We start from the raw sequence: 24,371 nt of genomic DNA, 5'->3' as shown, positions 1-24,371 counted from the left end.
CCAGCCCACCGACCGGTACGCCGTACTCGTACCGCTGGGTCCAGGCGCCGTTCGCCCGCCGGTTCGTGTGCACGAGCCACTCGCTCAGCGCGGCGACCACGGACATCCCGCGCCGCGGGTGCCCGTCCGGCAGCGACGGCGCGGCCGGGTCGTCGAAGAACCGCAGGTCCTTGGTCGCCATGATCGGCTTCTTCACGACGTTCCCGCGCTCGTCGACCCGGGTGTCGGTCCCGCGCCCGTAGTCGGTGACCGCGATCGACCCGTCGCCGTACAGCTCGACCTCGCAGCGCCCGCGCGCGCCGGTCGACTCCGCCTCGTCGTCCGGGTAGGCGAGCACCTCGAGCAGCAGATGCCGGACGCCGCCGGGCGCGTACCGCGCCGGATCCGCGCGGATCGCCTCCAGGTGCGCCTGGTCGACCGAGGCCGCCCAGTCGTGGGTGGTGTTCGTCCAGTCGGCCCGCGAAGTCACGGTCCCATTCTCCCCGATTCCTTTCGGCCGGGCCGCCGGTCTACACACCTGACGAGAGGAGAATCATGCGCAAGATCATCGCTTCGACCCTGATGACACTCGACGGTGTGGTGGAAGACCCGGGCGGCTTCGGCGGTACGCCGTTCGGCGGCTGGGCGCAGCCGTACTTCGGGGAGGAGGCGGTACGGCGGTCCATCGAGAAGCTCGCGTCCTGCGACTACTTCCTGTGCGGGCGCCGTACGTACGAGATGTTCGCGGCGGCCTGGGGCAACGCGGACGGACCGTACGCGGACCGGCTCCGCGAGCTGCCCAAACTCGTTGCCTCCAGCACCTTGACCGGCGAGCTGACCTGGAACGCGACGCTCCTGGAGGGCGACGCGATCGCCACGCTCAAGCGGATCAAGCAGCAGGACGGCGGCGACATCATGATGTACGGCAACCCGACGCTGCTGCACACCCTGCTGGAGAACGGCCTGGTCGACCAGCTCGATCTCCTGGTGCACCCGTTGGTGCTCGGCACCGGCACGAAGCTCACCGGTCCCCGTACCGCGCTGAAACTGATCGATCAGCAAACGCTCGAGTCGGGCGTACTCGCGCTCAGCTACCAACCAGAAGGGGCCCGGTAAGAACCGGGCCCCTCCGGGGTCATCGTGCGGCGGACACGTCCAGCGCGTCCTTGGACTCGTTCAGCGTCACCCGGACGGTCTCGCCGTCGCGGATCGAGCCGTCCAGCAGGCCGCGGGCCAGCTCGTCGCCGATCGCGGACTGCACCAGCCGGCGCAGCGGACGGGCGCCGTACACCGGGTCGTACCCGGTCATCGCCAGCCACTCCATCGCGCCCTCGTCGACGTCCAGCGTGATCCGCCGGTCGGTCAGGCGCCGCTGCAGGGCCTGGATCTGCAGGCCGACGATCTGGGTCAGCTCCTCGCTGCCGAGCGCGTCGAACAGCACGATCTCGTCGAGCCGGTTGATGAACTCGGGCTTGAACGACTGCCGCACCGTGGCCATCACCTGGTCACGCTTGACCTTGTCGTCGAGCGTGACGTCGGCCAGGTACGCCGAGCCCAGGTTGCTGGTCAGGATCAGGATCACGTTCCGGAAGTCGACCGTCCGGCCCTGGCCGTCGGTCAGCCGCCCGTCGTCGAGCACCTGCAGCAGGATGTCGAAGACCTCGGGGTGCGCCTTCTCCACCTCGTCCAGCAGGATCACCGAGTACGGACGCCGCCGGACGGCCTCGGTCAGCTGGCCGCCCTCCTCGTACCCGACGTAGCCGGGCGGGGCCCCGACCAGCCGCGCGACGCTGTGCTTCTCGCCGTACTCCGACATGTCGATCCGGACCATCGCCCGCTCGTCGTCGAACAGGAAGTCCGCGAGCGCCTTCGCCAGCTCGGTCTTGCCGACACCGGTCGGGCCCAGGAACAGGAACGATCCGGTCGGCCGGTCCGGGTCGGACACGCCCGCGCGGGCCCGGCGTACCGCGTCGCTGACGGCCTTGACCGCCTCGCGCTGACCGATCAGCCGGTGACCGAGCTCGTCCTCCATCCGGAGCAGCTTGCCGGTCTCGCCCTCGAGGAGGCGCCCGGTCGGGATCCCGGTCCACATCGCGATCACCTCGGCGATCTCGGTCGGACCGACCTCCTCGTTCACCATCGCCTCGGGGCCTTCGGCGACCTCTTCCTCGGCGTCGGCCTCCTCGAGCTCCTTGGTGAGCTGCGGGATCTCGCCGTACAGCAGCCGGGACGCGGTCTCCAGGTCGCCGTCGCGCTGGGCGCGCTCGGCCTGGCCGCGGAGCTCGTCGATCCGCTCCTTGATCTCGCCGACCCGGTTCAGGCCGGACTTCTCCCGCTCCCAGCGGGCCTCCAGCGCGCGGAGCTCCTCTTCGCGGTCGGCCAGGTCGGCGCGCAGCCGCTCCAGCCGCTCCTGCGACGAGGCGTCGTCCTCACGGGACAGCGCGAGCTCCTCCATCTTCAGCCGGTCGACGGTACGGCGCAGCGAGTCGATCTCGACCGGGGACGAGTCGATCTCCATCCGCAGCCGGGACGCGGCCTCGTCGACCAGGTCGATCGCCTTGTCGGGCAGCTGCCGGCCGGTGATGTACCGGTTCGACAGCGTGGCCGCGGCGACCAGCGCCGAGTCCGAGATCGCGACCTTGTGGTGCGCCTCGTACCGCTCCTTCAGACCGCGCAGGATCGCGATCGAGTCCTCGACCGACGGCTCGCCGACGAACACCTGCTGGAACCGCCGCTCCAGCGCCGGGTCCTTCTCGATCCGGGTCCGGTACTCGTCGAGCGTGGTCGCACCGATCATCCGCAGCTCGCCGCGGGCCAGCATCGGCTTCAGCATGTTGCCGGCGTCCATCGCGCCCTCGCCGGACGCGCCGGCGCCGACGACCGTGTGCAGCTCGTCGATGAACGTGATGATCTGACCGTCGGACTCCTTGATCTCGGTCAGCACCGCCTTCAGCCGCTCCTCGAACTCACCGCGGTACTTCGCACCGGCGACCATCGCGCCGAGGTCCAGGCTGATCAGCCGGCGGCCGCGCAGCGACTCCGGTACGTCGCCCGCGATGATCCGCTGGGCGAGCCCCTCGACGACGGCGGTCTTGCCGACGCCGGGCTCACCGATCAGCACCGGGTTGTTCTTGGTCCGGCGGGACAGCACCTGGACCACGCGGCGGATCTCGGAGTCCCGCCCGATCACCGGGTCGAGCTTGCCGTCCTTGGCGCGCTGCGTCAGGTCGACGCCGTACTTCTCCAGCGTCTTCGTGGTGCCCTCGGCCTCCGGCGAGGTGATCCGGCGGTTGCCGCGCATCTCGTCGAACGCCTTCAGCAACGCGTCCGCGGTCACGCCGAGCGCACTCTGGGCGGCGCCCTCGACGGTCGCGAGCGCGATCAGCAGGTGCTCAGTGGATACGTATTCATCCCCCAGCCCGAGGGCCCGCTGCTCCGCCTGGTTCAGCACGTCGCCGGTTTTCGGCGACAGGCTCGGCGCCTGCACGCTGCCGCCGCTCGCCTTCGGCAGCCGGGTCAGCTGCTCGGCGGTCTTCCGGCGGACCGCGTCGAGGTCCGCGCCGGCCGCCTCGAGCAGGCCGATCGTGGTGCCCTCGGGCTGCGCGAGCAGCGCGGACAGCAGGTGAATCGGTTCCACGGTCGGGTTGCCCGCCGCGGAGGTCTGACGGATCGCGACCGACAGGGTTTCCCGGGCCAGCGTCGTCAACCGCTGAACGTCCATCTAGTTCCAGCCTTTCGGTTCCAGCAACAAAACAGTCACTAGACACAACCTATCCAAACTTGAGTCCATTCCACTCAACTCTAGGGAAATCCAGGGATCTCTCAGGGTTCGGCGACCCTGGTGGACCTAGACTCGACCGGCGTGACGAAATTCAGGCTTGGCTGGGAGACGCAACTCGATCAGCTGACGCTGGCGATCGACCTGGCGTTGCTCGGCGTCGGGCTGATCCTGACCGGTGCCCTGGTGCCGTGGCACGGCTGGCTCGCGCACACCCTCGGGATCCTGCTGATCGTGATCGGGGCGATCCTCTGCCTGGTCGACGGCCTCCGCCTCCTCGGCTGGCGCAGCCTGCTCTGGCCGCGAACGCTGCTCCTCGACGCCCAGGGCATCTCCGACGACACGAAGAAGGGCCCGGGCTTCCGGATCAACTGGTCCGAGCTCAAGGCGCTCGGGGTGATCGACGACCCGGCGCGGCCAGGGCTGATGCTCGTGTTCTTCACCCGGTCGCGCTCCGACGACTCGCGCCTGACGCCGTACGCCGGGTTCGCGCCGCCGGACTGGCCGCAACCCGTCGCCGCGACGGTCCCCCGCCGTACGGGACTCGTGGAAGCAGTCCTGGCCGGCAAACCCGCGGAGTGGAACCAGCAGCGCGCCGACGGTTGGGCTGCGGTGATCACCGCGCCCGGCGAGCGCGCCGACGCGATCCCGGTACCGCCGGCCGCGGAGCCGCAGCAGCGGATCGACGTCGGGACGCAGATCGCGTGGCAGGCCATCGTCGGCGGAGCGCTCGCGGGTCTCCTCGGCGTACTGGCCTATCTCGCCGCGTTCGGCGTGCTGGCGTCCACCGCGTCGCGGACCGCCTTCCTCGTGGTCGGGACCCCGTTCCTGTTGATCGGACTCGCGACCCTGCTGAGTATTCCGGTCGTCGTCCGGCGGCGGTGGGTCGTGATCGATCGCGAGACCTTCACCTGGGCGGATCCCACCGAGACCTCGTTCACGCTCGCCTGGAGCGAACTCGCGAGCGTGTCGATCGAGATCGCCACGGTCGTCTCGGCCACGGTGAACCGGCATTCGGTGCACGTCGAGCTGGTCCCGGCCGACGCCGACCGCCATCCCGAACTGAAGGCATTCGCGAAGGACGGCCGCTACGTCCTGCGGCTGGGCGACGTCGTCGGACCGGCTCATGCGATCGCGAACGCCTGTCAGCGAGTAGCGCCGGCAGGCGTCTGGCAGGGCGTCGCCGAACGGGCCGGCACGCTCGGGATCAGCTGACGAACTCGGACGCGCGGACGCGGTACACCTGGAGATTGAGGTCGTAGTACTTGTCGGTCTCGCCGACCCACTCCATGCCGAGCCGTTTCGCGGTCGCGATCGCACGCTTGTTGTTCGGGCGGGCGACCGCGAACAGTTCGTCGACCTGGCCGCCGTCGAACGCCCAGCGCATCAGTCCGCGGCTCGCCTCGGTCGCGTACCCATGCCCCCAGGCGCTCGGCCGGAGCTGCCAGCCGATCTCCAGATCCTCCTCGTACGGCGGGAGCAGCCGGATCAGCAGCGCGCCGACGACCTCGCCGTCGTCCTTCCGGGCGACCGCCCAGCGGCCGGCCGGGACCACGAAGTTCGGCTGGGCCTCGATCCACGACTGCAGGATCAAACCCATGGTGGTGGCGTCCGGCACCTTGTCGATGGCCGGTGACAACCAAGGCGCGACGTCCGCGGAGCCGTAGATCTCCAGCGCGGCGTCGGCGTCGTCCTGCTCCCAGTCCCGGATCACAAGCCGGTCGGTCTCGAGCTTCAGCGTCACCTGGCCAGCGTAGGCGGCGATCACCGCCTGCAACAGGGACGCCAGATGAACGAGGGGCCTGCCTGGCGGTCCGGACAGGCCCTGAGTGAACCGCAGGGCGGTCCTGGAACGGACCACCCTGCGGTGGCCGAAGGGCGCCGGGGGGTGGCGCACCTTCGACTTGCGGAGGCGTCGAGGGGGAACGACGACCTCCACCGGGCCGGAGACGCCGAGGGGTGGGTTTCGGAACGTCTCCGGTGGCCTTGTTGTAGCGGGGGATCAGCGCGAGCCGAGTTCCAGAGGCTGGGTGCGGATCCACCGGGTGGTCGTCTGCTGCCGGCCCATGGCGATCACGTCGCCCGCGGGGCCGGCGGAGAAGACCCGGCTGGCGGCGGGGCGCCGTGAGACGCCGACACCGCGCTGGACCTCTGCCAGTAGCTGGTTGACCCGCTTGCGCAGGTCCTCCACTTCGGACTGTAGCGCGAGAATGTGCCGAATTCCCGCCAGGTTGACGCCTTCTTCCTGACTGAGGTGCTGGACGTACCTCAGCTTGGCCACGTCGTACGCCGAGTACCGCCGGCCGCGGCCGGACGCCCGGCTCGGCACCACCAGGCCGAGCCGGTCGTACTGGCGCAACGTCTGCGGATGCATGCCGGCCAGCTGGGCCGCCACCGAGATCACGTAGATCGGGGTGCGGTCGTCCCAGGTCGGCACCTGGCTGAACGGGATGCCCATCAGGAGCTCCCGAACAACCTGGCCCGCAGATCAGGGTGCTCCGACGCCGAGTTGAACTCCTGCAGCTTGGCGCGCTGCTCCTCGGTCAACTCGTGCGGAACCTGTACCTCGATGGTGAGCAGCAGGTCGCCCTTCGTCCCGTCCCGGCGGACGGATCCCTTGCCGCGGACGCGCAGCTTGCTGCCGTTCGCCGTACCTTCGGGGATCCGGACCGTGACCGGCAGGCCGTCCAGGGTCGGAACCTTGATCTCCGCGCCGAGCGCCGCCTCGGTGAAACTCACCGGGACGTTCAGGGTCAGGTGCTCGCCCTGCCGGCCGAAGATCCGGTGCGGCTTGACGTGCACGGTGACGTACAGGTCACCCGCCGGGCCGCCGCGCTCGCCGGCCGCGCCCTTGCCCTTCAGCCGGATCCGCTGACCGTCCTGCACGCCCGCCGGAATGCGGACCTGCATGGTCTTGCTCGACTGGCCGCGGCCGGAGCCGTGGCAGGTCTCGCACGGCTGGTCGACGACCAGGCCGCGGCCCTTGCACTCGGTGCACGGCTCGGTCATCGCGAACACGCCGCCCTGCACCGAGGTCTGCATCCCGGTGCCCTCGCACTTCAGGCAGACCTTCGGGACCGTGCCGTACTTCGCGCCGGTCCCCCGGCAGGTCGGGCACGGCTCGTCGCTGGTCATCCGGAGCCCGACCGTGACACCGTTCACGGCCTCGGCGAACTCGATCGTCGCCTCGGTCTCGATGTCCTGGCCGCGCCGCGGACGGGCCGTCGTGGTGGTCGTGGTCCGGCCACCGCCGCCGAACATGCCGCCGAGGATGTCGCCGAGCCCGCCGCCGCCACCCTGGCCGCCGCGGTTGAACAGGTCGCCGACGTCGAAGTTGAATCCGCCGCCGCCCTGACCGCTACCGCTCGGCATCCGGAAGCCGCCGCTGCCGAACAGCCGGCGCGCCTCGTCGTACTCCTTGCGCTTCTTCGGGTCCCCGACCACGTCGTACGCCTCGGAGACCTCCTTGAACTTCGCCTCCGCCTTGGTGTCCCCGGCGTTGGAGTCCGGGTGGTACTGGCGCGCCAGCTTGCGGTAGGCCTTCTTGATCTCGTCGGGCTCGGCGGTCTTGGAGACGCCGAGAACCTTGTAGAAGTCCTTCTCGATCCAGTCCTTCGTGCTCATCTGGCGCCTCCCCTCCCGTCGTACCGATTACTCCGCGGACTCGTCCGCGGCCTTGTCGTCATCACTGTTCTCCACCGGTACGTCGGCCTTCGCGGCGTCGGCCGGCAGTTGTTCCGTCGGCTCCGACACGGCCACCCGGGCCGCCCGCAGGATCCGCTCGCCGAGCCGGTAGCCCGGTTGCATGATCATCGTCGCGGTCGGGCCGTCGACGTCGTCGGCATAGTTGTGCAGCAGGGCCTCGTGGATCCGCGGGTCGAAGGCGTCACCCTTCTCGCCGAACTTCACCAGGCCGAGCTTCTCGGTGACCCGCTCCAGCGACTCGGAGACCGCCTTGAACGCGCCCTCGAGTTCGCCCGCCTCGCGGGCCCGGCCGATGTCGTCCAGGATCCCGAGCAGTTCGGTGAGCACCGTGCCGACCACCAGCTCGCGGGCCGCCTCGCGGTCCCGGTCCACCCGGCGCTTGTAGTTCACGTACTCGGCCTGCAGTCGCTGCAGGTCCGCCGTACGCTCCGCGAGCGCCTCGGTCAGCAGGGCCTCCTGCGCGGACGGACCGGTCAGGTCCGACGGGTCCCGCGGCGGCTGCTGTCCAGCGGTGCCGCCCGCCGCGGGGCCCCCTTCCGAGGGCTCCCGCAGCTTGCCGGTCTCCGGGTCGATCCGGCGCTTGTCGCGGATGACGGGCTCGCCGTCACCGAACTCGCTGCCCGTGGGTCGATCCGTCACTTGTCCTCCGTCTTGTCCTGCGGCCGGTCCTCGTCCACGATCTCGGCGTCCACGACGTCGTCGTCGTTGCCGCTGCTCGCGTTCTCGGAGGTGGCGCTGTCGTCGGCCTGGCCGCCGGCAGCCTGGGCGTTCGCGTACATCGCGGCACCCATCTTCTGGCTGGACTGGGCGAGCTTCTCCGAGGCGGCCTTGACCGCGTCGGCGTCGTCACCCTCGAGGGCCTTCTTCAGCTCGGCCACGCCGTCCTTGACCTCGGTCTTGACGTCGTCCGGGACCTTGTCCTCGTTCTCCTGGAGGAACTTCTCGGTCTGGTAGACCAGCGACTCCGCCTGGTTGCGGTTCTCCACCGCCTCGCGGCGCTTGCGGTCCTCCTCGGCGTACTGCTCGGCGTCGCGGACCATCTGGTCGATGTCGGTCTTCGGCAGCGCGGAGCCACCCGTGACCGTCATCCGCTGCTCCTTGCCGGTGGCCAGGTCCTTGGCGTTCACGTGCACGATGCCGTTCGCGTCGATGTCGAAGGTGACCTCGATCTGCGGCACGTTCCGCGGCGCCGGCGGCAGGCCGGTCAGCTCGAAGTTGCCGAGCGACTTGTTGTCGCGGGCCATCTCGCGCTCGCCCTGGTACACCTGGATCATCACCGACGGCTGGTTGTCCTCGGCCGTGGTGAAGATCTCCGAGCCCTTGGTCGGGATCGTGGTGTTGCGCTCGATGATCTTGGTGAACACGCCGCCCTTGGTCTCGATACCGAGGCTCAGCGGGGTCACGTCGAGCAGCAGGACGTCCTTGACCTCACCCTTCAGCACACCGGCCTGCAGGGAGGCGCCGACCGCGACGACCTCGTCCGGGTTGACGCCCTTGTTCGGGTCCTTGCCGCCGGTCAGTTCCTTGACCAGGTCGGCCACCGCGGGCATCCGGGTCGAGCCGCCGACCAGGATCACGTGGTCGATCTTGCTGACGTCGATGCCGGCGTCCTTGATGACGGCCTTGAACGGGGCGCGGGCGCGCTCCAGCAGGTCGTTGGTCATCTTCTGGAACTCGGCCCGGGAGAGCTTCTCCTCCAGGTGCAGCGGGCCGGCGTCGGTGAGGCTCAGGTACGGCAGGTGGATCGTGGTCTCAGCGGCGCTGGACAGCTCGATCTTGGCCTTCTCGGCGGCCTCGTTCAGCCGCTGCATGGCCATCTTGTCGCCGGACAGGTCGGTGCCGTTCTTGTTCTTGAACTGGGTCACCAGCCACTGGACGATCCGGTTGTCCCAGTCGTCACCACCGAGGTGGTTGTCACCGCTGGTCGCCTTCACCTCGAAGACACCGTCGCCGATCTCCAGCAGCGAGACGTCGAACGTACCGCCACCGAGGTCGAAGACCAGGATGGTCTGCTCGGTGCCCTTGTCCAGGCCGTACGCGAGCGCGGCCGCGGTCGGCTCGTTGACGATCCGGTGCACCTTCAGACCGGCGATCTCGCCGGCCTCCTTGGTCGCCTGGCGCTGCGCGTCGGAGAAGTACGCCGGCACGGTGATGACCGCGTCCGTGACCTGCTCCCCGAGGTACGCCTCGGCGTCCCGCTTCAGCTTCTGCAGCACGAACGCGCTGATCTGCTGCGGGGTGAACTTCTTGCCGTCGATGTCGACGGACCAGTTCTCGCCCATGTGCCGCTTCACCGAGCGGATGGTGCGGTCGACGTTCGTGGTGGCCTGGCGCTTCGCCACCTCGCCGACCAGGACCTCGCCGTTCTTGGCGAAGGCCACCACCGAGGGCGTCGTACGCGCTCCCTCGGCGTTGGGGATGACGGTGGGCTCGCCACCTTCCAGTACGGCGATGACGGAGTTCGTCGTACCGAGATCGATTCCGACCGCGCGGGCCATTCTTTACCTCCACGAAGTTGAGTGATGCAGACTCAATGTTGCCCGTTCGTCCGCCTCGGTTCAAATCCGTGACGCAACAAACTTGAGTTCACTAGGCTCAACATTGCACACGGCCCAGGTCATTCCCAAGGGCGGCCCCGATTTTCCGGGTTCCGGCCAGGGTCGAGCCAGGGAACCACCCGAAAAACTGCCCCTGCCTGAGCAGGGGTCATCCGTGGGATGGTGTGCCGGTGAGACTCCGCCCGATGACCACCGCTGACTTCGTCGCGGTCCTTGCGCTCAACGCCGCCGCGGAGGGTCTGGTCCAGCCACTCGGCCCGGACCGCCTGGACTGGCTCCGGTTGATCGCCGCCCACGCCGTCGTGGTCGACGTGGACGGCCACCCGGCCGGTTTCGTCCTCACCTTCACCCCCGGGTCGGCGTACGACGGACCCGAGTTCGGCTGGTTCACCCAGACGTACGCCGACCGCTTCCTGTACATCGAGCGGATCGTCGTCGCCCCCGAACACCGCCGCCAGGGCATCGCCTCAACCGTGTACCGCGCCGTCGAACGGTCCGCCCAACCGTTCGACCGCGCGGTCGCCAGGGTCCGCTCCGACGCCCTCGACTCCGCCGGCCTGTCCTTCCACACCGCCCGCGGCTACCACGAGGTAGCCGGCCAACGCCTGGCCAACGGCACCTCCACCGCCCTCCTCGCCAAGGAACTTTAGAGCTCGACGAACCCGACGCCCAGGGGAGCCGGATCTCCACGCCATCGCAATCGGCGCCAGGCTCCGCCGTTGAGCGTGTCTGAGATGAGCAACAGCGGATTGTGATGGCCTGGAGATCCGCCTGTGGACAACTCGGAGCACCGCTCCGCGGATTCCGCCACGATCGGGAGGTGTCCGAAGTCGTCGAGGTGCTGCAGCGAAGAGGCGGAACCGCGTCGTTCAGGGAGCTGCGCGCCGTCGTCTCGCTCCGAGCCATTCGTACAGCGCTGGACCGCGGGCAGATCACTCGCATCGCGAAGGGCGTCTACGCCCTGCCACCTGCGGCGGACCCGTTAGCTGCCGCACGCGCTCAGGGCGGGGTCGTCTCGCATCTGAGCGCTGCCCAGCTCCACGGATTCGCGGTGCTTGACCTGCCCCGCAAGCCGCAGGTCACCGTCCCACGCGGTCAGCACCGGCGACTGAGCACGCTGGACTGCCAGCTGTACTGGGCCGACGACGTGCCGTCCGACGGTGGCTGCACGGGCAAGCTGCGGACCGTGCTGGACTGCGCTCGCACATTCCCCTTCGCGGCCGGGCTGACCGTAGCCGACTCCGCTCTTCGGCTTGGTGTGATCGACCGCTCGCAACTGGCAGTTGCCGCCGGCGAACTCGCCGGCCCCGGCAGCCGACGAGCGCGCCGCGTAGCGGCGGCCGCCGATAGCCGTTCCGAGTCACCGCTGGAGTCCGTCCTGCGCTCTCTGCTGATCGAGGGCGGCATCGACGGGTTCGAACCTCAGGTCGTGATTCGCGACGGCGTCTTCTCCGCCCGGGTGGACCTGGGCCATCCCGAACTGCTGCTCGCGCTGGAGGCCGACAGCTTCGCCTACCACGGCACCCGGAGCGCCCTCATCCGGGACTGCCGCCGGCACACCAACCTCACCATCCGCGGTTGGCGCCTGCTGCGCTTCTCGTGGGAGGACGTGATGTTCGATCCGGAGTGGGTGCTCGATGCGATCAGGCAGGCAATTGCCGGATCTCCAGGCCATCACATTGCGCAGGAGGGTGGCGCCTCAGGCGTGGCGATATGGCTGGCGAGCTGATTGTGATGGCCTGGGTATCCGCGCTAGATCTCGCGGCCGGCGGTGAAGGTGTGGGTGATGAGGGGGACGGCGGGGCGGTAGGCGAGGTGGAGGTAGGTGGGGGCGTCGAGGACGGCCAGGTTGGCTTGGGTGCCGGGGGTCAGGTGGCCGAGGTCGGGGCGGCGGAGGGATGCGGCGCCGCCGGCGGTGGCGGACCAGAGGGCTTCGGCGGGGGTCATGTGCATTTCGCGGACGGCCAGGGCGATGCAGAAGGGCATCGAGGAGGAGTAGCCGGAGCCGGGGTTGCAGTCGGTGGCCAGGGCTACCGTGACGCCGGCGTCGAGGAGACGGCGGGCGTTGGGGTACGGCGACCTCGTGGAGAACTCGATCGCTGGGAGGAGGCCGGCCACCACGCCGCTTGAGGCGAGGGCGTCCACGTCGGCGTCGGTCAGGTACGTGCAGTGGTCGGCCGAGGCGGCGCCCAGTTCGGCGGCGAGTTGTACGCCGGGGCCCTCGCCGAGCTGGTTGGCGTGGACGCGGGGCTGGAGGCCGCGGGCGATGCCGGCCTGGAGGATCGCCCGGCCCTGGTCGGCGTCGAAGGCGCCGCGTTCGACGAAGACGTCGATCCACTTCGAGTACTGCGCGGCCGCGTCGAGCATCGGGCCGGTCACGAGGTCCACGTAGGCGGCGGGGTCGTCGGCGTAGTCCGCCGGTACGACGTGGGCGCCGAGGTACGTCGTCTCGTCGGTGAACTGGCCCGCGATGCGGAGCGCTCGGGCCTCGTCGGTGACGGTGAGGCCGTAGCCGGACTTGATCTCGACCGTGGTGGTGCCCTGGCGGCGCATCTCGGTGACCAGGCGGGACACGTTCGCGGTCAGTTGTTCGTCGGTCGCCGCGCGGGTGGCGGCGACGGTGGTGAGGATGCCGCCGGCGGAGTACGGCGTACCGGTCATCCGGGCCGCGAACTCCTCGGCGCGGTCGCCGGCGAACACCAGGTGCGAGTGCGAGTCGACGAACCCGGGGATCACCGCGCGGCCGCCGAGGTCGGAGGCGGCGTCCGCTGCCGGGGCTTGCTGTCGTTGGCCTATCCAGGCGATCTTGCTGCCGTCGATCACCAGCGCGGCGTCGTGCAGTTCGCCGAGCGGGCCGCCGTGGGTCGGGTCGTTGGTCACCAGCGAGCCGATTCCGGTGAGCAGGAGCGAGGTCATGCCGTCACCGCCGCAATCGAAGTCGCCAGCGCCGCCGCCACATCCATCCGAATATGCTTGCCATCAGCAACCAGATGATTTCCCGAGACGACGACATCCGATACGTCCGCGGCTGTTGCCGCGAAGACGGCAGCCTCCGCCGCGCCGCCGGAGACGGGTGCGCCGCCGGAGTCGGGTGCGCCGTGCGCGCGGGCGGCGCGCGCTGCGCCTGTGGCGGCTGGGGCGTGCGGCCCGCTGCCCCAGGAAGCGGATGCGCTTGTGGTCGGGATGGTGCCGGCGGTGCGGGGGGTGTTGAGGCGGATGGTTATCAGGTCGGCTCGGGTGCCGACCTGGATGGAACCCGCGTCGGGGAAGCCGATCGAGCGGTGGCCGGTGGTGGTGGCTGCTTGGAGGAGTTCGGGGGCGGACCAGTGGCCGCGTTCCTGGGTTGCGAGGCGTTCGTTCAGCTCCACGGCGCGCATCTCCTCGAAGAGGTCGATCATCGCGTGGCTGTCGGAGCCCAGCGTCAGCGGCGATCCCGCGTCGCGGAGTTGAACGGACGGGCCGATGCCGTCGGCGAGGTCGCGTTCGGTGGTCGGGCAGAAGCAGGAGTACGTCGCCGAGCTCCCGAGCAGGCCGATGTCGACCGCTGTCAGGTGAGTCGCGTGGACGGCGCTCGTCCGGCCGCTGAGGAAGCCCACCTCGTCGAGCACCTGCGTCGGCGTCCGCCCGTACGCCGCCAGGCTCGCCTCGTTCTCGGCGACCTGCTCGGACAGATGGATGTGCAGCGGTACGTCGGGAAACGCCGCCGCGACCGCGCCGAGCTGGTCCTGCGGTACGCCGCGGATCGAATGCGCCGCCGCGCCGATCACCACGTCGTCACCACCGCTCAGCCCGGCGACCCGGGAGGCCCACGCCGTCGCGTCGCCGTCGCTGAACCGCTGCTGCACCTCGTTCAGCGGCTGATCGATGCCGCCGGCAACGTAACAGGTGTCGAGCAGCGCGATCCGGATCCCGGCGTCGCGCGCGGCAGCGATCAGGGCGGCGCCCATCGCGTTCGGGTCGTCGTACCGGCTGCCGCCCGGAGCGTGGTGGAGGTAATGGAACTCGCCGACCGCGGTGATCCCGGCGAGCAGCATCTCGCCGTACACGGCCTTCGCGAGCTCGTAGTACGTGTCGGGGGTGAGCGCGCCGGCGACGGCGTACATCTGCTCGCGCCAGGTCCAGAACGTGCCGCGCTCGGTCTGCGTACGGCCGCGGAGCGCGCGGTGGAACGCGTGGCTGTGGCAGTTCGCGAGGCCCGGGACGACGAGGCCGGTCAGGACCGTGGCGTCGCCGGGGTCGGTGTCCGGCTCGACCGCGGTGAAGCGGCCGTCGGCGACGGTCAGCAGCACTCTCGAGGCGAGACCGCTCGGGAGGAGGGCGGTCTCGCACCAGTACGTCGTCACTTCGCGAGGTCCTTCAGTACTTCGGCCAGCGCGTCGACGCCCGCGAGGCAGTCGTCCATCTCCGCGTACTCGGCCGGCGAATGCGATACCCCGGTCGGGTTGCGGACGAACAGCATCGCGGTCGGGATGCCGGCGTCGGAGAACACGCCCGCGTCGTGTCCGGCGCCGGTCGGCAGCACGGGGGCGCCGTCGAGTACGGCGGCCAGCCGGTCGCGGAGGCCGGCCGGGAAGTCGACGACGGGCGAGACGGACTCGGCCGTGACCTCGAGGGTGGTGCCGTCGCGTTCGGCGCGTTCGGTGGCCTGCTTGGTGATTGCCGCGAGCAACGATTCCAGGGTGCTGGTGTCGGCGGCGCGGGCGTCCAGCCAGGCGGTGACCTGGGACGGTACGGCGTTGGTACCGTTCGGCTCGACGGACACCCGGCCGAACGTTGCGCGGGCGCCGGCCAGGCGGGCCTGCTTGTTCGCGGCGAGGGCGGTCATCGCGTACGTGAGCATCGGGTCGTGGCGGTCCTCCATCAGCGTCGTACCGGCGTGGTTGGCCTCGCCGCCGAACGTGAACCGGTACCGCCCGTGCGGCCAGATGGAGCTGGCCACGCCCACTGGTGCGGTCAGCCCGCGGCCTTGCTCCACGTGCAACTCGACGAACGTGCCCATGCGTTCGAGGAGCGGCGAGGGGCCGAGCACGGCCGGGTCGAGCCCGGCCTTCTCCAGCGCCTCCGCGAGGCCGACGCCTGCACGATCCTTCAGTTGCAGGGCCTTGTCGGCGGACAGCACCCCGGCCGCGACCCGGGACCCCAGACAGGGCATCCCGAACCGCGACCCTTCCTCCTCGACAAAAGCCCCGATCCCGATGGGCACACCAGGCTCGAACCCCTCCGCCCGCAGCCTGTCCACAGCCGCCAAAGCAGAAACCACCCCCAACGGCCCATCAAACGCCCCACCATCAATCACCGAATCCAAATGACTCCCGGTCACGATGCCCGGCCGGACAGCCGGCCCTCCGGCCGGCTCCCCGGCCGGGGTTGTGAAGGACCCTCCCGCGCCGTCGCCGCCACGCCCACCCGCCGAGCCGACGGCGCCACGCGTGCCGCCGGCCCCACCCGCGCCTCCTCCGACGGTGGAACCTGCGCCGGTCGAGCCGAGGTCGGAGTCGGGCTCACCACCGCCCGCGCGGGGAGCCGGCCGGTCGGCCGGCTTTCCGCGCGGTTCCCACCAGGCGACGAGGTTGCCGATGGGGTCGGACTGGATGGTGAGGTTTCGGGTGGTGCACTGGTCCAGGAACCAGTGGGTGGCTTCGCGTTCGGTGCGGGTGTAGCCGCCGCGGGTGTAGCCGCCGGTTTCGGGGTTGCGGCCGATGGCGGACTGGTCGGCCCAGAGGGATTCGAAGCTCACGTCAGGACAGCGGGTTCTTCGACAGCCAGTCCTTGGCGACCGCGTCCGCGCTCTCCTTGCCGACGTCGATCCGCTTGACCAGCGCGGTCAGGTCGGCGGTGGTGAGCTTGGCGTCGACCGCGTTCAGCGTGGCGGCGACGTCGGCGGACTTGTGGTCGGTCCGGATCAGCGGAACGATGTTGTTCGGCGGCAGGATGTGCTGCGGGTCCTCCAGCTGGACCCAGCCCTTGTCCTTGATCACGGCCTGCGTGGTGAACAGATCGGTCACCTGGATGGTGTTGTCCCCCAGCGCCTTGATGCTCAGCGGACCGCCGGCGTCCAGCGTCTTGTAGTCCTTGAAGTCGACGCCGTACTTGTCCTTCATGCCCTTCAGCCCGGCGGTCCGGACCTTGAACTCGGAGCTGCCGCCGGCGACCAGGTTCTTGCCCTTCAGGTCACCGATCGACTTCAGGTTGTACTTGTCCGCGGTCGCCTTGGTCACCACGATCGTGTCCTCGTCGGCGGCCGGCGACTTGTCCAGGATCTCCAGACCCGACGGCAGCGCCTTCTTCAGCGCCTCGTACGCCTTCTCCGGATCCGTCTCGGTGGAGTTCTTGTCGAAGTACGCCAGCGAGGCGCCGGTGTACTCCGGCACCAGGTCGACGGACCCGTCCTTGATCGCGGCCATGTACGTCTCGCGGTTGCCGATGTTCGGCTTCTTCTTCACGTCGATGCCCTTGGCGGCGAGCGCCTGGCCGTAGATCTCCGCCAGCAGCTGGCTCTCGGAGAAGTCGGCCGACCCGACGGTGATGCTCGCGACCTTGGACGGTGCGGGCGAGGACCCCGCGTTGCTGTTGCCGAGTTGGTTGCCCCCACCCCCACAGCCGGCCAGGCCGAGCACCGCCACCCCGGCGATCGCAGTACGGATGAGTGTGGATCTCAACACGAGAGCCTCCAGTGTTCTCGTTCAGCCACCGGCCGGTGCCGATGGATGCATCTCAAGTTCAGCAGACGACATGGACAGTTCAGCCCAGTTTCAGCCCAGTTTCAGCCCGGGCGAGACGGTGATCCGGCCGATCAGGGCGAAGATCGCGTCGAGCAGGAGTGCCAGCAGCGCCACCAGCAGTGCGCCGGTGAACATCTGCGGGAAGTCCCGCAGCTTCAGCCCGTCGATCACGTACCGCCCGAGGCCGCCGAGCGACACCAGCGCGGCGATGGTCGCGGTGGACACGATCTGCAGCGTCGCGCTCCGGACGCCGGAGATGATCAACGGCATCGCGATCGGGATCTCCACCTTGGTCAGGATCTCGCGCCCGGTCATCCCCATCCCCCGCGCGGCGTCGATCGTCGCCGGATCGACACCTGAGATCCCGGCGTACGTCGACGCGAGGATCGGCGGGATGCCGAGCGCGACGAGCGCGATCAGCACCGGCAGGAAGCCGATCTGGTTGGTCAGCAGTACGGCGAGCATCAGCAGCCCGAGGCTCGGCAGCGCCCGCGCCGCGTTGCCCGCGTTGATCGCCAGGAAGGCGCCGCGCCGGGTGTGCCCGATCCGGAGCCCGATCGGCAGCCCGATCACGACGGACAGCCCGAGCGCGGCAAACGTGTACCAGAGGTGTTCGACGATCCGTGCCCAGATGCCTTCGTTGCCGGACCAGTTGTACGAGTCGGTCAGGTACTGCCACATGTCAGGCCACCTCCGCCACCGGCGCCGCGGCGCGCGCCCAAGGAGTAAGTACCCGCTGCAACGTGACCAGCACGAAGTCCGCGAGCAGCGCGAGCGCCAGCGAGAGCACCACGCCGACCACCACCGGCGTCAGGAACGCCTTCTGGAAGCCGAGCGTGAAGAGTTCGCCGAGGCCGCCGATGCCGATCACGGCGCCGACGCTCACCATCGAGATGTTCGCGACCGTGACCACGCGTAACCCGGTGAAGATCACCGGTACCGCGATCGGCAGGTCGACCGCGACCAGCCGGTGCAGGGCGCCGTACCCGACCGCGATCGCGGACTGCCGGACGTCGGGCGGTACGGAGCGAAGTCCGTCGATCACGTTCCGGATCAGCAGCGACACGGTGTAGATCGTCAGCGCCACGATGATGTTGATCGTGGACAGCACCTTGGTCCCGAGGATCGCGGGCAGCACGATGAACAGCGCGATCGAAGGCAGCGAGTACAGCAGTCCGCCGAACGCGACCAGCGGGTTCGCCAGCCAGGAGTACCGGGTCGCGACGTACCCGAGGGGCACCGAGATGATCAGCCCGAGGATCACCGGGATGATCGCCAGGTAGATGTGCTCCCACAGCTGTTGCCAAATCAGCCCTAGGTTGTCGCCGATCCACGTCATGAGCGGAGCGCCTCCGCGACCGCGCCCTGGTCGACGACGCCGACCGCGCGGCCTTGGTCGTCGACGACGACACCCAACCCGTTCGGGGACGTCAGTACGGCGTCCAGTGCCGCGCGCAGCGAGTCACCGCGCTTGAAGACGGCGCCGAGCGGCTCCAGCTCCTCGGCACCGTTCTTCCAGCCGACCGGTACGCCGTCGTTCAGCGCGAGGGCGGCCGGCAGCGGCTGCACGATCAACTGGTCGGCGTAGACGAACGTCAGCGCCCGGTAACCGCGGTCCTGCCCGACGAAGCCCCGGACGAACTCGTCGGCGGGGTTCGCGAGCAGCTCGGCCGGCGGCGCGAACTGGGCCAGCTTCCCGCCGACCTTCAGTACGGCGACGTTGTCGCCGAGCTTGATCGCCTCGTCGATGTCGTGCGTGACGAACACGATGGTCTTGCCGATGTCGCGCTGCAGCCGGAGCAGCTCCTCCTGCAGCTGGTGCCGGACGATCGGGTCGACCGCGCTGAACGGCTCGTCCATCAGCATGATCGCCGGGTCGGCCGCCAGCGCGCGGGCGACGCCGACCCGTTGCTGCTGGCCACCGGACAGCTGGGCCGGGTACCGCTCGGCCATCTTGGGGTCCAGGCCGACGCGCTCGATCAGCTCCATCGCCGTACCGCGGGCCTTGCGCTTGTCCCAGCCGAGCAGCTTCGGCACCGTGGCGATGTTGTCCACCACGGTCCTGTGCGGGAACAGGCCGGCGTTCTGGATCACGTACCCGATCCCGCGCCGCAGCGTCACGGCGTCCTGGGAGTTGATGTCGTTACCGTCGATCGAGATCGTCCCGGAGGTGCGCTCGATGGTCCGGTTGATCATCCGCAGCGACGTGGTCTTGCCGCAGCCGGACGGGCCGACGAACACGGTGATCTGGTTGCTCGGGATCTGCAGGGACAGCTTGTCGACGGCGACGGTGCCGTCCGGGTACTGCTTGGTGACGTCCTCGAACTCGATCATGGCGCCCCTTCGCGCTCGTTGGTCGCCCGAAAGACCCTAGCGGACCCGCAGACCGAAACCACGCGGTCGCGCGGTTTCCCGTTCCTCGGGAATGTGTACTGTAGCGCTACAGATTGCTACCGTCGCAGACAGTTAGCTTTCGCGCATCGGGACGCGCACCCCGCGCTCGTCCGCGACCTCGACCGCCCTGTCGTAACCGGCGTCGACGTGACGGATCACACCCATCGCCGGATCGTTCGTCAGTACCCGCTCGAGCTTCTGCCGCGCCAGGTCGGTGCCATCGGCAACCGATACCTGACCGGCGTGGATGGACCGGCCGATGCCGACGCCGCCGCCGTGGTGGATCGACACCCAGGACGCGCCGCTGGCCACGTTCACCATCGCGTTCAGCAGCGGCCAGTCCGCGATCGCGTCCGAGCCGTCGAGCATGCCTTCGGTCTCCCGGTACGGCGACGCGACACTGCCGGTGTCCAGGTGGTCGCGACCGATCACGATCGGCGCCTCGAGCTCACCGGAGGCGACCATGTCGTTGAACCGGACGCCGGCCTTGTCCCGCTCGCCCTGGCCGAGCCAGCAGATCCGGGCCGGCAGGCCCTGGAACGCGACCCGCTCGCCGGCCAGCTTGATCCAGCGCGCCAGGTGCTCGTTGTCCGGGAACAGGTCCAGGATCGCCTGGTCGGTCTTCGCGATGTCGGCCGGGTTGCCGGACAGCGCCGCCCACCGGAACGGGCCTTTCCCTTCGCAGAACAGCGGCCGGATGTACGCCGGTACGAAGCCGGGGAACTCGAACGCCCGGGCGTACCCGGCCTTGCGCGCCTCGTCCCGGATCGAGTTGCCGTAGTCGAACACCTCGGCGCCCGCGTCCTGGAACTCGACCATCGCCTGCACGTGCTTGGCCATCGACTCCTGAGCCCGCTCGGTGAACCCGGCCGGGTCCTTCTCCCGCGCGGTCGTCCAATCCTCGAACTCGACACCGATCGGCAGGTACATCAACGGGTCGTGCGCCGACGTCTGGTCGGTCACCACATCGATCGGCGCACCCCGCTTGAGCAGGTCCGGGACGATCGTGGCGGCGTTGCCGAGGACACCGATCGACAACGGCTTGCGGGCCTTCTTCGCCTCTTCGGCGAGTTGAAGCGCTTCATCCACAGAGGACGCCCGGACGTCGAGGTACCGGTGCTCGATGCGGCGCTGGATCCGGGACTCGTCGACGTCGATGCAGATCGCGACCCCGTCGTTCATCGTCACGGCCAACGGCTGCGCGCCGCCCATGCCGCCGAGGCCGGCGGTCAGCGTGATCGTGCCGGCCAGCGAGCCGCCGAACTTCTTTTCCGCGACCGCGCCGAACGTCTCGTACGTGCCCTGCAGGATGCCCTGGGTGCCGATGTAGATCCACGACCCGGCCGTCATCTGGCCGTACATCGTGAGCCCCATCGCCTCCAGCTTGCGGAACTCCTCCCAGGTGGCCCAGTCGCCGACCAGGTTCGAGTTCGCGATCAGCACCCGCGGTGCCCATTCGTGCGTTTGCATGACGCCGACCGGGCGGCCGGACTGGACGAGCATGGTCTCGTCGTCCCTGAGCGTGGTCAGGGTACGGACCATCGCGTCGAACGAGTTCCAGTCCCGCGCGGCCTTGCCGGACCCGCCGTACACGACGAGCTCGTCGGGGTGCTCGGCGACCTCCGGGTCGAGGTTGTTCTGCAGCATCCGCAGCGCGGCTTCCTGCTGCCAGCCGCGGGCGGTCAGGGTGGTCCCGCGGGGCGCGCGGACGGGTCGTGGTCCGGACATGGGTGGTCCAGCCTTTCTAGAGGAGCGGGCCGGTGACGGCCTCGGTGGCTTCGATGTAGGTGCCGTTGGCAACGAGTTCGACGGAGTGCTCGAGTTCGGGGGCGAGGAACCGGTCGGTGGCCGGGCCCTCGACGTACCGCCGCAATGCTGTCCTGGCGGCGGCGGTCGCCGGGGCCGGTTCGAGCGGGGCGCGCAGGTCGAGGGCTCGCGCGGCGGTGAGGATCTCGATCGCCAGTACCCGCTGCAGACCGTCGACGGCCTTGCGCAGCTTGCGCGCGGCGGACCAGCCCATCGAGACGTGGTCCTCCTGCATCGCGCTGCTCGGGATCGAATCGACGCTGGCCGGTACGGCGAGCCGCTTCAGCTCGGAGACGATCGCCGCCTGGGTGTACTGCGCGATCATGTGGCCGCTGTCGACGCCCGGGTCGTCGGCCAGGAACGCGTTCAGCCCGTGGTTGCGCGCGACGTCGAGGAAACGGTCGGTACGGCGTTCGCTGATGCTGGCGAGGTCCGCGACCGCGATCGCGAGGAAGTCGAGGACGTATCCGATGGGCGCGCCGTGGAAGTTGCCGTTCGACTCGACGCGGCCGTCTTCCAGTACTACGGGGTTGTCGATCGCGGCGGCCAGCTCGCGGTCCGCGACGGATGCCGCGTGGGCGGCGGTGTCGCGGGCGGCGCCGTGCACCTGGGGCGAGCAGCGGAGCGAGTACGCGTCCTGGACGCGGTTGCAGTCCGGGCCGCGGTGGCTGGCCACGATCGCGCTGTCCTTGAGGATCGCGCGCAGATTCGCGGCGGCTTGTGCCTGGCCCGGGTGCGGTCGCAGGGCCTGCAGGTCCTCGGCGAACACGCGGTCGGTGCCGAGCTGCGCCTCGACGCTCATCGCGGCGGCCAGGTCGGCGGTCTTGAACAGCCGGTCCAGGTCGGCGAGCGCGAGGACCAGCATGCCGAGCATGCCGTCGGTCCCGTTGATCAGCGCGAGGCCTTCCTTCTCCGCGAGGACGACCGGCGTCAGGTTGTGCTTCTTCAGCGCTTCGCCCGCGTCGAGAAGGTTGCCGTCGGCATCACGGACCTTGCCCTCGCCGAGGATCGCCAGCGCGACGTGGGACAGCGGCGCCAGGTCCCCGGAGCAGCCGAGGCTGCCGTACTCGTGCACGACCGGCGTCAGGTGCGCGTTCAGCAGACCGGCGTACGCCTGGGCCGTCTCCACCTTCACCCCGGTGCGGCCGGTGGCGAGGGTGGACAGCCGGAGCAGCGCGAGCGCCCGGACGACCTCGGTCTCGACCTCGGGGCCGGAGCCGGCCGCGTGCGACCGGATCAGGCTGCGCTGCAGCTGCGCCCGCAGTTCCGGCGCGATGTGCCGGGTGGCGAGCGCGCCGAACCCGGTCGACACACCGTAGTGCGGGGTGTCCGCGTGGGCCAGCGCCTCGATCGCGGCGCGCGACTTCGCGATCTCCTCGAGGGCCTGGTCGTCGATCCGTACCTGCGCGCCGTACCGCGCGACCGCGACCACCTGGGCCGGGGTCAGCGGGCCGACGCCGACTATCACCGTGTGTTCCACCCGAACATTGCACCGCGCCGGACCTGCCGCGGACAGCAGCGGCGTACCACTTTTCGTCTCGGATCCGAGACGAGGGTGGCGACCCTCGGTAGTCGTAAGGTTCTGACATGGTGTTCGAGATCCGGACGGCGCGACCGGAGGATGCGGCAGGAATCGCCCGGGTCTGGGCCGCCACGATGCCGCACCTGGTGAAAACGGCGCGGGCGGTCGAGCTGCAGCTGCGGCACGGTCACTCGCAAGAGGTGCTGATCGCCGTCGACGGTCCTGACGTGGTCGGGTACGCGAACCTGTACCGTCCGCCGCCGGACGCCGAGGCGCCGCGGGTACGGATCACGATCCAGGTGCCGGCGTCGTCCCGCGGACGCGGGATCGGCACCGCGCTTCTGGAGGCGATCACTGCGCGGGCGCGGGAACTCGCGGCCGGGCGATTGTTGGTCGCGGTGGCCGAGGACTCGACAGGGTTCGCGGAGAAGCACGGGTTCACGGTCGGGCGGCGGATGACGCACGCCGCGGCCGACCTGACCGCGGCGCGGGACCCGCTGCCGGTACCGGACGGGCTCCGGCTGGTCACGTACGAGGAGCTCGAGCCGCGGCAGCTGTACGACGCCGAGGTCCAGGTCCGCGACGACGACCCGAGCGGGCTGTCCGGCGGGCCGGCGTACGAGGAATGGGTCCGTACGTCGTGGCAGAACCCGGACACCCGGTACGACCTCAGCGTCGCCGTACTCGACGGGGACCGGGTGCTGTCGTTCGTGACCACCACCGCGGACCCGGACCGGCGGGTGATCTGGTCGAACCTGACCGGCACGATCCCGGCGGCGCGCGGGCGCGGGCTCGCGAAGGTGGCCAAATCAGCGGCGCTGGCGCGTTCCCGGGACGCCGGGTTCACGGTCGCCTCTACCGGCAACGATGCGGCGAACGAGCCGATGCTCGCCGTCAATCGCTGGCTCGGGTACCGCCTGACGTCCGCCGCGTGGACCGCGGAGAAGGAGCTGTGAAGCGGCTCGCCGTCTCGCTGGCGTTCTTCCTGGTGCTGTCGCTCGGCGTCGGGCTCGCGGTCTCCGGACCGGACTTCATGGACTGGGGCGTCGCCGGCGGCCTGTTCGCGCTCGCCGTCGCCGGCGAGGGCTTCCGCTTCTGGCTCCGCCACAGTCGTACCAAGAAACACGATTCGTCGGGGGTCTGAGAGTTACGCTGCCGTTGTGAGCGGCAACGTTCCCGCCTCGACCCGCACGCTGCGGGTGCTGACGTTCCTGGCCACCCAGCCCGGACCGGTGCCGATGGAGCGCATCGCCTCCGCGGTCGGTCTGCCGCGCTCGTCGACGTACCACTTGCTGCGGGCAATGATCGACGAAGGGTACGTCGTCCATCTCCCCGAGGAGAAGCGGTACGGCCTCGGGGTCGCGGCGTTCGAGATCGGTTCTGCTTATCTACGGCACGACCCGCTGGAACGTCTCGCCCGGCCGTTGCTGGTGCAGCTCGTACACGAGGTCGGTCAGACGGCCCATCTCGGCGTACTGCACGGCCGGGAGCTGGTGTACCTCCTGAAGGAACAGCCGCCGCGTCCGGTCACGCTGGTGACGGACGTCGGCGTACGGCTGCCAGCCACCCTCACCGCTTCTGGGCGGGCGCTGCTGGCCGAGTTGCCGCCGGCCCAGGTACGGGCGTTGTTCCCGGCGCCTGAGTCGTTCGTACGCCGTACCGACCACGGACCGCAGTCCCTCAGCCAACTCCGCCGCATCCTCGCCGACGAAAAACGCCAGGGTTTCGCCGTCGAGGACTCCTTCATCACCCCCGGCATGGCCTCCGTAGCCAGCGCCGCCGTAGACCACGCCGGCCACCCGGTAGCCGCCATCAGCGTCACCTTCCGCACCGACACGGTCCCACCCACCGACCGCCCCCACCTGGCCCACAAAATCCGCCAAGCCGCCAAAGCCCTAACCCGCCGC

The 24,371-nt window shown here is 69.7% G+C and carries 22 protein-coding genes and 1 pseudogene; 7 read left to right on the top strand and 16 right to left on the bottom strand.

What is annotated here, in order from left to right:
* Positions 1-469 (bottom strand): annotated as a pseudogene (locus tag VFF46_RS03825) (hypothetical protein); the annotation flags it as partial.
* A 65-nt stretch (positions 470-534) separates the two neighbouring features.
* Here VFF46_RS03825 and VFF46_RS03820 point away from each other — a divergent pair.
* A complete protein-coding gene (locus VFF46_RS03820; RefSeq protein ID WP_325035602.1) occupies positions 535-1,095 on the top strand; it encodes a dihydrofolate reductase family protein in 561 nt (186 codons plus the stop codon).
* A gap of 19 nt (positions 1,096-1,114) precedes the next feature.
* Here the strand turns inward: VFF46_RS03820 and clpB are convergent, their stop codons facing one another.
* The gene (gene clpB, locus VFF46_RS03815) at positions 1,115-3,700 is read right to left on the bottom strand and encodes an ATP-dependent chaperone ClpB (protein ID WP_325035601.1); all 2,586 of its coding nucleotides are present in this window, start codon (positions 3,698-3,700) and stop codon (positions 1,115-1,117) included.
* Positions 3,701-3,841: 141 nt separating this feature from the next.
* Here clpB and VFF46_RS03810 point away from each other — a divergent pair, with 141 nt between their 5' ends.
* Entirely contained in the window at positions 3,842-4,972 is a 1,131-nt protein-coding gene (locus tag VFF46_RS03810) for a hypothetical protein (RefSeq protein ID WP_325035600.1), read from the top strand.
* Here VFF46_RS03810 and VFF46_RS03805 read toward each other — a convergent pair.
* From VFF46_RS03805 to dnaK, 5 genes are all read right to left on the bottom strand, one after another.
* Entirely contained in the window at positions 4,965-5,501 is a 537-nt protein-coding gene (locus VFF46_RS03805) for a GNAT family N-acetyltransferase (RefSeq protein ID WP_325035599.1), read from the bottom strand. The genes VFF46_RS03810 and VFF46_RS03805 overlap by 8 nt on opposite strands.
* Positions 5,502-5,759: 258 nt before the next feature.
* The gene (locus VFF46_RS03800) at positions 5,760-6,215 is read right to left on the bottom strand and encodes a heat shock protein transcriptional repressor HspR (protein ID WP_325035598.1); all 456 of its coding nucleotides are present in this window, start codon (positions 6,213-6,215) and stop codon (positions 5,760-5,762) included.
* The gene (gene dnaJ / locus VFF46_RS03795) at positions 6,215-7,381 is read right to left on the bottom strand and encodes a molecular chaperone DnaJ (protein ID WP_325035597.1); all 1,167 of its coding nucleotides are present in this window, start codon (positions 7,379-7,381) and stop codon (positions 6,215-6,217) included. The genes VFF46_RS03800 and dnaJ overlap by 1 nt, the downstream gene beginning before the upstream one ends.
* Positions 7,382-7,408: 27 nt before the next feature.
* A complete protein-coding gene (grpE, locus tag VFF46_RS03790; RefSeq protein ID WP_325035596.1) occupies positions 7,409-8,101 on the bottom strand; it encodes a nucleotide exchange factor GrpE in 693 nt (230 codons plus the stop codon).
* On the bottom strand, positions 8,098-9,960 hold the full coding sequence (gene dnaK, locus VFF46_RS03785; RefSeq protein ID WP_325035595.1) for a molecular chaperone DnaK: 1,863 nt from the start codon (positions 9,958-9,960) through the stop codon (positions 8,098-8,100). The genes grpE and dnaK overlap by 4 nt, the downstream gene beginning before the upstream one ends.
* A gap of 245 nt (positions 9,961-10,205) precedes the next feature.
* On the opposite strand from dnaK, the gene VFF46_RS03780 reads away from it, so the two are divergent.
* Both VFF46_RS03780 and VFF46_RS03775 read left to right on the top strand, forming a co-directional pair.
* A complete protein-coding gene (locus VFF46_RS03780; protein WP_325035594.1) occupies positions 10,206-10,670 on the top strand; it encodes a GNAT family N-acetyltransferase in 465 nt (154 codons plus the stop codon).
* 170 nt (positions 10,671-10,840) lie between these two features.
* Positions 10,841-11,749, top strand: a complete 909-nt coding sequence (locus VFF46_RS03775; RefSeq protein ID WP_325035593.1) for a type IV toxin-antitoxin system AbiEi family antitoxin domain-containing protein — start codon at positions 10,841-10,843, stop codon at positions 11,747-11,749.
* Between the two features lie 23 nt (positions 11,750-11,772).
* On the opposite strand, the gene hutI is transcribed toward VFF46_RS03775, so the two are convergent.
* The 9 genes from hutI to hutH form a co-directional block, all read right to left on the bottom strand.
* Entirely contained in the window at positions 11,773-12,936 is a 1,164-nt protein-coding gene (gene hutI, locus VFF46_RS03770) for an imidazolonepropionase (protein ID WP_325035592.1), read from the bottom strand.
* Positions 12,933-14,363 (bottom strand): formimidoylglutamate deiminase, encoded by a 1,431-nt coding sequence (locus tag VFF46_RS03765; protein ID WP_325035591.1) that lies wholly within the window; start codon positions 14,361-14,363, stop codon positions 12,933-12,935. Before VFF46_RS03765 ends, hutI begins: the two co-directional genes overlap by 4 nt.
* Positions 14,360-15,757: an allantoate amidohydrolase gene (locus VFF46_RS03760; RefSeq protein WP_325035590.1), complete on the bottom strand. Its 1,398-nt coding sequence runs from the start codon at positions 15,755-15,757 to the stop codon at positions 14,360-14,362. Before VFF46_RS03760 ends, VFF46_RS03765 begins: the two co-directional genes overlap by 4 nt.
* Before the next feature lies 1 nt (position 15,758).
* Positions 15,759-16,682, bottom strand: a complete 924-nt coding sequence (locus VFF46_RS03755) for an ABC transporter substrate-binding protein (RefSeq protein ID WP_325035589.1) — start codon at positions 16,680-16,682, stop codon at positions 15,759-15,761.
* A gap of 90 nt (positions 16,683-16,772) precedes the next feature.
* Positions 16,773-17,423 carry an ABC transporter permease gene (locus VFF46_RS03750; protein ID WP_325035588.1) on the bottom strand — a complete coding sequence of 217 codons (651 nt, stop codon included), beginning with the start codon at positions 17,421-17,423 and terminating at the stop codon, positions 16,773-16,775.
* Position 17,424: 1 nt separating this feature from the next.
* Positions 17,425-18,081: an ABC transporter permease gene (locus VFF46_RS03745; RefSeq protein WP_325035587.1), complete on the bottom strand. Its 657-nt coding sequence runs from the start codon at positions 18,079-18,081 to the stop codon at positions 17,425-17,427.
* Positions 18,078-19,076 (bottom strand): ABC transporter ATP-binding protein, encoded by a 999-nt coding sequence (locus VFF46_RS03740; protein WP_325035586.1) that lies wholly within the window; start codon positions 19,074-19,076, stop codon positions 18,078-18,080. The genes VFF46_RS03745 and VFF46_RS03740 overlap by 4 nt, the downstream gene beginning before the upstream one ends.
* A gap of 132 nt (positions 19,077-19,208) precedes the next feature.
* Positions 19,209-20,864: a urocanate hydratase gene (hutU, locus tag VFF46_RS03735; protein WP_325035585.1), complete on the bottom strand. Its 1,656-nt coding sequence runs from the start codon at positions 20,862-20,864 to the stop codon at positions 19,209-19,211.
* Positions 20,865-20,880: 16 nt separating this feature from the next.
* Positions 20,881-22,422 carry a histidine ammonia-lyase gene (gene hutH, locus VFF46_RS03730; protein WP_325035584.1) on the bottom strand — a complete coding sequence of 514 codons (1,542 nt, stop codon included), beginning with the start codon at positions 22,420-22,422 and terminating at the stop codon, positions 20,881-20,883.
* A 107-nt stretch (positions 22,423-22,529) separates the two neighbouring features.
* On the opposite strand from hutH, the gene VFF46_RS03725 reads away from it, so the two are divergent.
* The 3 genes from VFF46_RS03725 to VFF46_RS03715 form a co-directional block, all read left to right on the top strand.
* Positions 22,530-23,420: a GNAT family N-acetyltransferase gene (locus tag VFF46_RS03725; protein ID WP_325035583.1), complete on the top strand. Its 891-nt coding sequence runs from the start codon at positions 22,530-22,532 to the stop codon at positions 23,418-23,420.
* On the top strand, positions 23,417-23,608 hold the full coding sequence (locus VFF46_RS03720) for a hypothetical protein (RefSeq protein WP_325035582.1): 192 nt from the start codon (positions 23,417-23,419) through the stop codon (positions 23,606-23,608). The genes VFF46_RS03725 and VFF46_RS03720 overlap by 4 nt, the downstream gene beginning before the upstream one ends.
* Positions 23,609-23,624: 16 nt before the next feature.
* Positions 23,625-24,371: IclR family transcriptional regulator (locus VFF46_RS03715; protein WP_325035581.1), on the top strand; the 747-nt coding region annotated here is incomplete at its 3' end.

The organism is Kribbella sp. (assembly GCF_035655035.1).
Lineage (GTDB): Bacteria > Actinomycetota > Actinomycetes > Propionibacteriales > Kribbellaceae > Kribbella.
The sequence above is the reverse complement of the archived record's forward strand: the minus strand, read 5'-3'. Positions and strand labels throughout refer to the sequence as shown.